Annotated in this window: 5 protein-coding genes and 2 pseudogenes; 2 read left to right on the plus strand and 5 right to left on the minus strand. The window is 69.8% G+C overall.

What is annotated here, in order from left to right:
• Window positions 1-616: 616 nt before the first annotated feature.
• Window positions 617-955, minus strand: a complete 339-nt coding sequence (locus tag AB0K37_RS12170; RefSeq protein ID WP_363978786.1) for an HGxxPAAW family protein — start codon at window positions 953-955, stop codon at window positions 617-619.
• A 182-nt stretch (window positions 956-1,137) separates the two neighbouring features.
• Between AB0K37_RS12170 and secA the strand changes: the two genes are divergently transcribed.
• On the plus strand, window positions 1,138-4,005 hold the full coding sequence (gene secA / locus AB0K37_RS12175; protein ID WP_363978789.1) for a preprotein translocase subunit SecA: 2,868 nt from the start codon (window positions 1,138-1,140) through the stop codon (window positions 4,003-4,005).
• Window positions 4,006-4,113: 108 nt separating this feature from the next.
• Here secA and AB0K37_RS12180 read toward each other — a convergent pair whose 3' ends face one another.
• The 3 genes from AB0K37_RS12180 to AB0K37_RS12190 form a co-directional block, all read right to left on the minus strand.
• Window positions 4,114-4,584 carry an Rv3235 family protein gene (locus tag AB0K37_RS12180; RefSeq protein WP_363978792.1) on the minus strand — a complete coding sequence of 157 codons (471 nt, stop codon included), beginning with the start codon at window positions 4,582-4,584 and terminating at the stop codon, window positions 4,114-4,116.
• A gap of 176 nt (window positions 4,585-4,760) precedes the next feature.
• Window positions 4,761-6,131 (minus strand): PTS transporter subunit EIIC, encoded by a 1,371-nt coding sequence (locus AB0K37_RS12185; RefSeq protein WP_363978795.1) that lies wholly within the window; start codon window positions 6,129-6,131, stop codon window positions 4,761-4,763.
• Between the two features lie 23 nt (window positions 6,132-6,154).
• Window positions 6,155-6,895: a GntR family transcriptional regulator gene (locus AB0K37_RS12190; RefSeq protein WP_141581197.1), complete on the minus strand. Its 741-nt coding sequence runs from the start codon at window positions 6,893-6,895 to the stop codon at window positions 6,155-6,157.
• A gap of 1,459 nt (window positions 6,896-8,354) precedes the next feature.
• Between AB0K37_RS12190 and AB0K37_RS12195 the strand changes: the two are divergent.
• Window positions 8,355-8,768: pseudogene (locus AB0K37_RS12195) on the plus strand (SDR family oxidoreductase); the annotation flags it as partial.
• Here AB0K37_RS12195 and AB0K37_RS12200 read toward each other — a convergent pair.
• A pseudogene (locus AB0K37_RS12200) lies at window positions 8,756-8,862 on the minus strand (aminotransferase class I and II); the annotation flags it as partial. The pseudogenes AB0K37_RS12195 and AB0K37_RS12200 sit on opposite strands and share 13 nt — an antisense overlap.

The following is an 8,862-nucleotide window of genomic DNA, read 5'->3' on the forward strand; positions in this document are numbered from 1 at the left end:
CTGCGACAGCGTCCGGCTAGGCCAAGGCCAGCGGACCTCCCGACATGCACAGCCCGACGCAAAGGCGCAGGAAAACTCCACGAGACCAACACCGCGCCCCACAAACCCGCCTTGACCCCCACAGCCACCACCTGAGCAGCCCCTGAGGCCGCTCAATCCCTCCTCAAAGGCCCTCCGCAAGGCCGGCAAGCGTCGGGAGGGGGAACTGTCGGGGCGCCCGCAGCCGCCATCTGAGCAACCCTTTGGAGCCGCTCAATGCCTGCTCAGAGGCGCTCCGTGAGGACGCCGGAGCGTTCGGGGAGGGAAGCCGGCCAGGCGCCCGCGATCGCCATCTGAGCAGCCCTGGGGCCGCTCTATCCCTGCTCAGAGGCGTTCGCGCGGGTGGCAAGCGTCAGGGAGGTGAGCTTTCCGGGCGTTCGCAGGTGTGCCTGGGGTCTGCTGCCGAGGGGTGGTCATCTCCGCAGGGGTGGGTGCTTGTACGGCGGAAGCGGTGGGCCCCAGAGCGTCCCCTGAACCTCAGAGCCGCTTCTTGGGGTTTGTAGCCGGGTGTCGGGAGGCAGGAAGCCGCCCGCCGGCTTGGGCCGGGGGCGGCTTTCGGGGGGCTTGGGCGGGGAGGTCAGCCGTGGGGGGCCTGCTGGGTGTCGGTGGCCACGGGGGTGTCCAGGACCTCACCGGACTTGCCGCCGCGCCGCTTGTCGGAGTGGGATCCGAACAGCGAGTAGTCGACGATCTCGGGGATGACGCGGGGCGCGTCCACGACGACGTCGGAGAACAGGTGGACGACCCAGCTGACGAGCATGCCGAGCACGACGATGCCAGCGCCGGCCCAGAACATGACCCAATTGGGGCCCAGGCAGAGGCCGACGCCGCCTACCACGAAACCGGCGAAGATGACGGCGACGGCGACCCACGAACTCGGCCTGCCTGCGTGCGAACCGTGCGACTCTTCAGACATAGCGGCTCCCTCCTGAGGTGTGAGACATCTTCTCCGGGGCCCCGAAAGTCAAACGGGGTGCTCTGTGGATTGCGCTCCGGAGTGACCTAGACCATTCTGGGTCTCGCCTACGATGGGCATCGTACGTGTGGTGTGCGCGCCGCCTGGAGCGGTGACCCACGATCTGCAAGGAGCCTTCGAGAGTGCCGCCAGTCATCGACAAGATCCTTCGTGCGGGCGAGGGAAAAACTCTGCGCAAGCTCAAGAAGCTCGCGGATCAGGTCAACTCGATCGAGGAGGACTTCCTCGAGATGAGCGACGCCGAGTTGCGCGAGCTGACCGACAAGTACCGGGAGCGACTCGCCGACGGCGAGTCCCTGGACGAGCTGCTGCCCGAGGCGTTCGCGACCGCACGCGAAGCCGCCAAGCGCGTGCTCGGCCAGCGCCACTACGACGTCCAGGTGATGGGCGGCGCGGCGCTGCACCTCGGCAACATCGCCGAGATGAAGACGGGTGAGGGCAAGACCCTGACCTGCGTGCTCCCCGCCTACCTGAACGCCCTGTCGGGCGAGGGCGTCCACGTGGTCACGGTGAACGACTACCTGGCCAAGCGCGACGCCGAGTGGATGGGCCGCGTCCACCAGTTCCTCGGCCTCGAGGTCGGCGTCATCCTCCCGCAGATGACCCCGGACGAGCGCCGGGCGGCCTACAACGCCGACATCACCTACGGGACGAACAACGAGTTCGGGTTCGACTACCTGCGCGACAACATGGCGTGGAGCCTGGAGGAGTGCGTCCAGCGCGGCCACAACTTCGCGATCGTGGACGAGGTCGACTCGATCCTCATCGACGAGGCCCGGACCCCGCTGATCATCTCCGGTCCGGCCGAGCAGAACTCCAAGTGGTACTCGGAGTTCGCCAAGATCGTCCCGCGGCTGAAGCGCGCCGAGCTGGTCAGCACGGCCGGGCAGGTCGACGAGTACGGGCCCGGCGACTACGAGGTGAACGAGAAGAAGCGCACGGTCGGCGTCACCGAGTCCGGCGTGGAGAAGGTCGAGGACTGGCTCGGCATCGACAACCTCTACGACTCGGTGAACACGCCGCTGGTGAGCTTCCTCAACAACGCCCTGAAGGCCAAGGAGCTCTACAAGCGCGACAAGGACTACGTCGTCATGAACGGCGAGGTCCTGATCGTGGACGAGTTCACCGGCCGCATCCTCCACGGCCGCCGCTACAACGAGGGCATGCACCAGGCCATCGAGGCCAAGGAGGGCGTGGCGATCAAGGACGAGAACCAGACGCTCGCCACGATCACCCTGCAGAACTACTTCCGCCTCTACAACAAGCTGTCCGGCATGACCGGCACCGCCGACACCGAGGCGGCGGAGTTCAACAAGACCTACAAGATCGGCGTGGTGCCGATCCCGACGAACAAGCCGATGATCCGCCAGGACGTCGCGGACGTCGTCTACAAGACCGAGCAGGCCAAGTTCGAGGCCGTGGTCGACGACATCGCCGAGCGGCACGAGAAGGGCCAGCCGGTCCTGGTCGGCACGACGTCGGTGGAGAAGTCCGAGCGGCTGAGCAAGATGCTCAAGCGGCGCGGCATCCCGCACGCGGTGCTGAACGCCAAGCACCACGAGCAGGAGTCGGCGATCGTCGCGGAGGCGGGCCGCAAGGGCGGCGTCACCGTCGCGACGAACATGGCGGGCCGCGGCACCGACATCATGCTCGGCGGCAACCCCGACTTCCGCGCCGACCTGGCGCTGCACCAGCGCGGGCTGTCGCCGCTGGAGACGCCCGAGGAGTACGAGGCCGCCTGGCCCGAGGCGCTGGAGAAGGCCAAGGAGGACGTCAAGGGCGAGCACGAGGAGGTCGTCGACGCCGGCGGCCTGTACGTCCTGGCGACCGAGCGGCACGAGTCGCGGCGCATCGACAACCAGCTGCGCGGACGTTCCGGCCGGCAGGGCGACCCGGGCGAGTCCCGGTTCTACCTCTCGCTGGAGGACGACCTGATGCGGCTGTTCAACTCGGCCCGCGTCGAGTCGATCATGACCCGGCTGAACATCCCGGACGACGTGCCGATCGAGTCCAAGATCGTCTCCAACGCGATCAAGTCGGCGCAGAGCCAGGTCGAGCAGCAGAACTTCGAGATGCGCAAGAACGTCTTGAAGTACGACGAGGTGCTGAACCGGCAGCGCAAGGTCATCTACGCCGAGCGCCGCAAGGTGCTGGAGGGCGAGGACCTGCACGACCAGGTCCGCCGGATGATCGACGAGGTCGTCGCCGGCTACGTCGCGGGCGCCACCGGCGAGGGCTTCGCCGAGGAGTGGGACCTCGACAAGCTGTGGAAGGCGTTCAAGCAGCTCTACCCGATCTCGCTCACGGTGGACGAGCTGGTCGAGGACATCGGCGGCGACATCTCCAGCCTGGACGCCGAGACCCTCGCCGAGAAGATCCGCGAGGACGCCCTGGCGGCCTACGACAAGCGCGAGGAGGAGCTCGGCGCGGAGGTCATGCGCGAGCTGGAGCGCCGCGTCGTGCTGTCGGTGCTGGACCGCAAGTGGCGCGAGCACCTCTACGAGATGGACTACCTCCAGGAGGGCATCGGCCTGCGGGCCATGGCGCAGCGCGACCCGCTGGTGGAGTACCAGCGCGAGGGCTACGACATGTTCAACGCGATGCTCGACGGCATCAAGGAGGAGTCGGTCGGCTACCTGTTCAACCTCGAGGTCGAGGTGGAGGAGCAGCCGGAGACCCCGGTCGTGGGCGCCGAGCCGGTGGCGGTCGCCAAGTCCGCCCCCGCGGTGGACATGGAGAAGGCCGACGAGGCGGAGGTCGAGGAGGCCGAGGAGGCCGTCTCGATCAAGGCGAAGGGCCTCGACCAGCCCAAGCGTCCGAAGAAGCTGGAGTACTCGGCCCCGACCGTCGACGGCGAGGGCGGTGTCGAGCACCACAGCGAGGAGACCGCGGACGAGTACGCGGGCGTCAACCGCAACGACCCGTGCCCCTGCGGTTCCGGCAAGAAGTTCAAGCGCTGCCACGGCGACCCGCGCAGCAAGGCCAAGTAGGGCGCCGGCGAGCACGAGCAGGACGCGCGGAAGCGGCCTCCCGAAGCCTCGGGGGGCCGCTTCCGCATGTCAGGGCCCCTTTCGGTGTCTCAGGGCCCGTCTCGCGTGTCAGGGCGCGGTCGTCTCCAGCGCCGTGCAGCGCCACCGTCCCCGCGCGTGCTCCAGCCGCAGCGCCAGCGCGTGGACGCGTCCCGCCACGACGACCAGGGCGACCGCCTCGGCGACGTCGGGCGCCGGCCGCTGCGAGCGCGTCGACAGGACCTTCGGCGGGACGATCCGCCCGCCGCGCGTCCTCGGGCCGAGCTGGGCGGCGATCTCCCGGCAGACCGCCGGGACGGCCACGAGCGACAGCTGGTGCGCCGGCCGCGTCCCCGCCAGGACCTCCACGGCGAGCCGCACGGCCGCGTCCGCGACGGCCTGGACCTCCGCGTCCTCCCCGGCCGCCGGACGGACGAGCCGCAGCCCCGGGCTCCGCGGCGCGGGCCCCGCCGCGGGACGCAGCGCCAGCGCTCCGTGCACGGCGGGGGACGGGCGATACCTGACGAACCGAACCGCCCCGCTTCTGACCGGACGCACCATGAAACCTCCTGAATCGCTTTTTGAAACAGGAGTCACGAAGCTTGTGGAAAATACGTCCTGACCGCTTACGGCCGCTCTCGTAACGGGAATGTGAAAGGCGGCGGGACGCGATGTGCGTCCCGCCGCCTTCGGGAGCGAGTCCCGGGGTGCGGGGGCCCGGGACTCGGGGGGAGGGCTCAGCCCGCGGTGGAGTCCTGCGGTTCGGCGGTGCCCTTGCGGTTCCTCTTCTTCTTCCCGCCGCCCGCGAGCTCGGGGTCGGCGCCCGCGTCGACGGCCGTCGACTCCTCGTCCTCGGGTTCGCGGCCCGGGGTCGCGAAGTTGAACTTCGTGATCAGGAACTTGAAGATGAAGTAGTACAGGAAGAAGTACAGGACGCCCATGCCGAGGATGAGCCACAGCCCCTTGGTGTTGTCCTTCGAGGCGTTCAGCAGCAGGTCGATGCCGCCCGCGGAGAAGCCGAAGCCGAGCTGGGCTCCGGCCGCCTCCAGGACCGCCATCGAGATGCCGGTGAGGACGACGTGCACCCCGTACAGGACGGGCGCGACGAACATGAACGCGAACTCGATCGGCTCGGTGACGCCGGTGACGAACGCGGTGAGCGCGGCGGAGATCATGATGCCGCCGACCGCGGGGCGGCGGTGCGGGGGAGCGGCGCGCCAGATGGCCAGCGCCGCGCCGGGCAGGCCGAACATCAGGACGGGGAAGAACCCGGCGAGGAAGCCGCCCGCGTGCGGGTCGCCGGCCAGGTACCGGTTGATCTCGCCGTGCACGGTGCCGTCCGGGCCGTTGTAGGAGCCGAACACGAACCAGATCAGCGAGTTCGGGATGTGGTGCAGGCCGAACGGCAGCAGCAGGCGGTTGATGACGCCGTAGATGCCGGCGCCGGCCGCGCCCGCGCCGGTGATCCAGTTGCCGAAGTCGGTCAGCCAGCTGCCGAACACCGGCCAGATGAAGCCGACGAGGACGCCGAGCACCAGGGCGGCGACCGCCGTGACGATCGGGACGAACCGCCGGCCCCCGAAGAACGCCAGGTAGGTGGGCAGCTTCACCCGGTAGAAGCGCTGGTAGAGCAGCGCGGCGACGACGCCGATGAGGATGCCGCCGAGCACGTCGGTGGGGTTCTTGGCCCCGAAGTCGATGACCTCCTTGGGCGCCCCGTCCACCACCTTGGTGATCAGCACGTTGCCCTTGAGCTCGTCGCTGTGCGAGAACATGATCTTGGATACCTGGTCGAACACCAGGTATCCGACCACGGCGGCGAGCGCGGTGGAGCCGTCGGACTTGCGGGCGAACCCGATCGCCACGCCGACCGCGAACAGCAGCGGCAGGTAGCTGAACAGGGCCTGACCGGCGCCGCCGACGACCTCGGCGACGCGGTCCCAGCCGAGGCCGTCCGCGCCGAGCATGTCGGGCTGGCCGAACCGGAGCAGCAGTGCGGCGGCGGGCAGCACGGCGATCGGCAGCATCAGGCTGCGGCCGATCCGCTGCAGCACCGCGAGGGCGCTCGACCCTCGGCGCGGCGCGGAGTCCACTGTTGTCGCAGTCATCGCGAGGTTCCTCCTCAGGGGTTTCAGGAGTGAGGCGGGGGATTTCCGAGGGCCGTGTGGATCTGGTAGCGGTCCGCCCTGTAGGTCGACACGCCCAGCTCGGCGCACACTCCTCCGGTGTAGGAGCGTCGTTGCAGGAGCAGCACGGCACTGCCCCGGGCGATCTGCAGGTGCCTGGCGTCGGCGGCGTCGGCCAGGCTGGCGTCGATGGTCTGGTCGCCCGCGTCGAAGACGAGCCCGTAGACCGCTTCGAGGACGCCGTAGAGGGAGCGGTCCGCGAGCCTGCGATCGAGCAGGTCGGGCGCGAGCGAGGCCAGGATATGCGCGCGTTCGAGTGCCATGGGCTCGCCGTCGGCGGTGCGCAGCCGCTCGATGACGTGGATCTGCGTGCCCGGCTCGACGTCGAAGATCCGAGCGAGCCGCGCGTCGGCCGGGACCGTGCGCCGGTCCAGGTCGACGGCCCCGGGCCGCAGCCCCCGGGCCAGCATGTCCTCGGTGAACGAGACGAGCCGCAGCGGCATCTCGATCTTGGGCCGGGCGACGAAGGTGCCCTTTCCGGGGACGCGGTAGAGCCGCCCCTCGGACACCAGCTGGTCGACGCCCTGCCGGACGGTCATGCGGGACAGCCGGTACCGGACGCACAGCTCGCGCTCCGAGGGGATCGGGGCGTCGACGGGCAGTTCCGCGCTCTCGATGAGGTCGAGCAGGATGGCGCGGAGCTGGAAGTACTTCGGTACCGGACTGTGCGGGTCGATGGTCGTCACGGGGGTTTCCTCGATGGCCGATGGCCGGATCGATGGGATTCGCCGGGTTTCGACGGATGGGTGGGCTGGTCGGTGATTCGACAGTATTCGCTTTGGTTCGTACTGGTCTAGGCCGGACTAGACCACAGCATCGAAAGACATGTCAATGCACGAATTCGTAACGGCCCGATCACGCCCCGGCGACTTCAAGATCGACAAATGCGCAGGTCAGGCCGGGGCGCCGGATGGCGCCTCCGGTTCCGACCCCCGGCTTCATGACCATCTCCGGCTGTCCTTCCCGTGCGTCCGGTGGCCGGAACCCCCCGGGCGGTCCGGCGCCGGACGAAGTTTCGCCCCGCATCTTCATCTCCCTCCGATTCGTGGAGTATGGTGCGTACTGGTCTAGTCCGGACTAGACCAGTCGGTATCCGGAGGAACCCATCCGCGATCATCGCGTCACAGAGAGCGCGCCCCCATGGCATCACTGCTGATCACGGCCGAACAGATGATCCTCACCCCGGCGGCCGGCCCGCACCGCGTCGTGTCCCCGGGCTACGTCCGCGTGGCGGACGGGATGATCGTCGAGGCCGGAGAAGGGCGTCCGGAGGGCGCGCCCGACGTCCACCTCCCCGGCGGCCTCCTCGCGCCCGGCCTGGTCGACCTCCAGGTGAACGGGTACTTCGGGCACGACATGGTGGACGCCGACGCCGCCGCCTGGCACACCGTCGTGTCCCGCCTGCCCGAGACCGGCGTGACCGCGTTCCTCCCCACCTTCATCACGGCCCCGGTGCGCACGCAGGCCGAGGCGCTCCTCCGCACCCGCGACCTGCTGCCGGACCTGCCGCCCGGGGCCCGCGTCCTCGGCGTCCACCTCGAAGGCCCGTTCCTGTCGGAGAAGCGCAAGGGCGCGCACAACGCCGCGCATCTCACCGACCCCGCGCCCGCCGACATCGCGACGCTGCTGGAGACGGGCCTGGTCAAGCTGGTCACGCTCGCCCCCGAGCGGGACGGCGCCCTGGAGGCGATCCGCACCCTGACCGCGGCCGGCGTGCTGGTCAGCGTCGGGCACAGCGACGCCACCGCCGCGCAGGTCGCCGCCGCGGCCGACGCCGGCGCCCGCAAGGTCACCCACATCTTCAACGCGCAGACCGGCGTCCACCACCGCGACCCGGGCGTGGCCGTGCAGGCCCTCATCGACGAGCGGCTGAGCCCCGGCCTCATCCTCGACCTGCACCACGTCGGGCCCGAGGTGGCGACGCTGGTGCTGCGGGCCGCGGCGGGACGGGTCGTGCTCGTCACCGACGCGGCCTCGGCCGCCGGGATGCCGCCCGGCACCTACGACCTCGGCGGCGAGCCCATCACCATGCCCGAGCAGGGCCCGCCGCTGCGCGCCGACGGCACCATCGCCGGATCCGGCCTCCGGCTGGACGAGGCGGTCGGCAACGCGATCGCGCTCGGCGTCGACCCGGCCGACGCGGCGCCGCAGACCGCCCTCGGCGGGAACTTCCTGGAGACGCCGTGGGAGGACGTCGCGACGGCCGTGCACGCCTCCACGTACTCGCTGAAGTCGCTGACGATGGCGTGCCTGCCGCTGATGAAGGACGGCGGCTCCGTCGTCGGCCTCGACTTCGACGCCACCAAGGCGTGGCCGGTGTACGACTGGATGGGCGTGGCGAAGGCCGGCCTGGAGTCGTGCGCCCGCTACCTGGCCAAGTACCTGGGCCCGCAGGGCATCCGGGTGAACCTCGTCGCCGCGGGGCCCCTCGCGACGATGGCGGCCAAGAGCATCCCCGGCTTCGAGGGCATGACGGAGCTGTGGCCGAAGGCGGCCCCGCTCGGCTGGGACATCAAGGACAGCGAGCCTACCGCCCGTGCCTGCGCGGCCCTGCTGTCGTGGAAGATGAGGCTCGCGCCGTGGTCGATGAGCCACACGTCGCCGTGCCACACGAGCATGTTGGGGTTGCGCCAACTGCGGTCGACGTTGCCGA

It is taken from the genome of Actinomadura sp. NPDC049753 (assembly GCF_040674655.1).
Lineage (GTDB): Bacteria > Actinomycetota > Actinomycetes > Streptosporangiales > Streptosporangiaceae > Spirillospora > Spirillospora verrucosospora.

Bases quoted from the DNA above. Each gene is read 5' to 3' on its own strand.
- AB0K37_RS12170 (WP_363978786.1), bottom strand. From the start codon at position 955: ATGTCTGAAGAGTCGCACGGTTCGCACGCAGGCAGGCCGAGTTCGTGG.
- AB0K37_RS12180 (WP_363978792.1), bottom strand. From the start codon at position 4,584: ATGGTGCGTCCGGTCAGAAGCGGGGCGGTTCGGTTCGTCAGGTATCGC.
- AB0K37_RS12185 (WP_363978795.1), bottom strand. From the start codon at position 6,131: ATGACTGCGACAACAGTGGACTCCGCGCCGCGCCGAGGGTCGAGCGCC.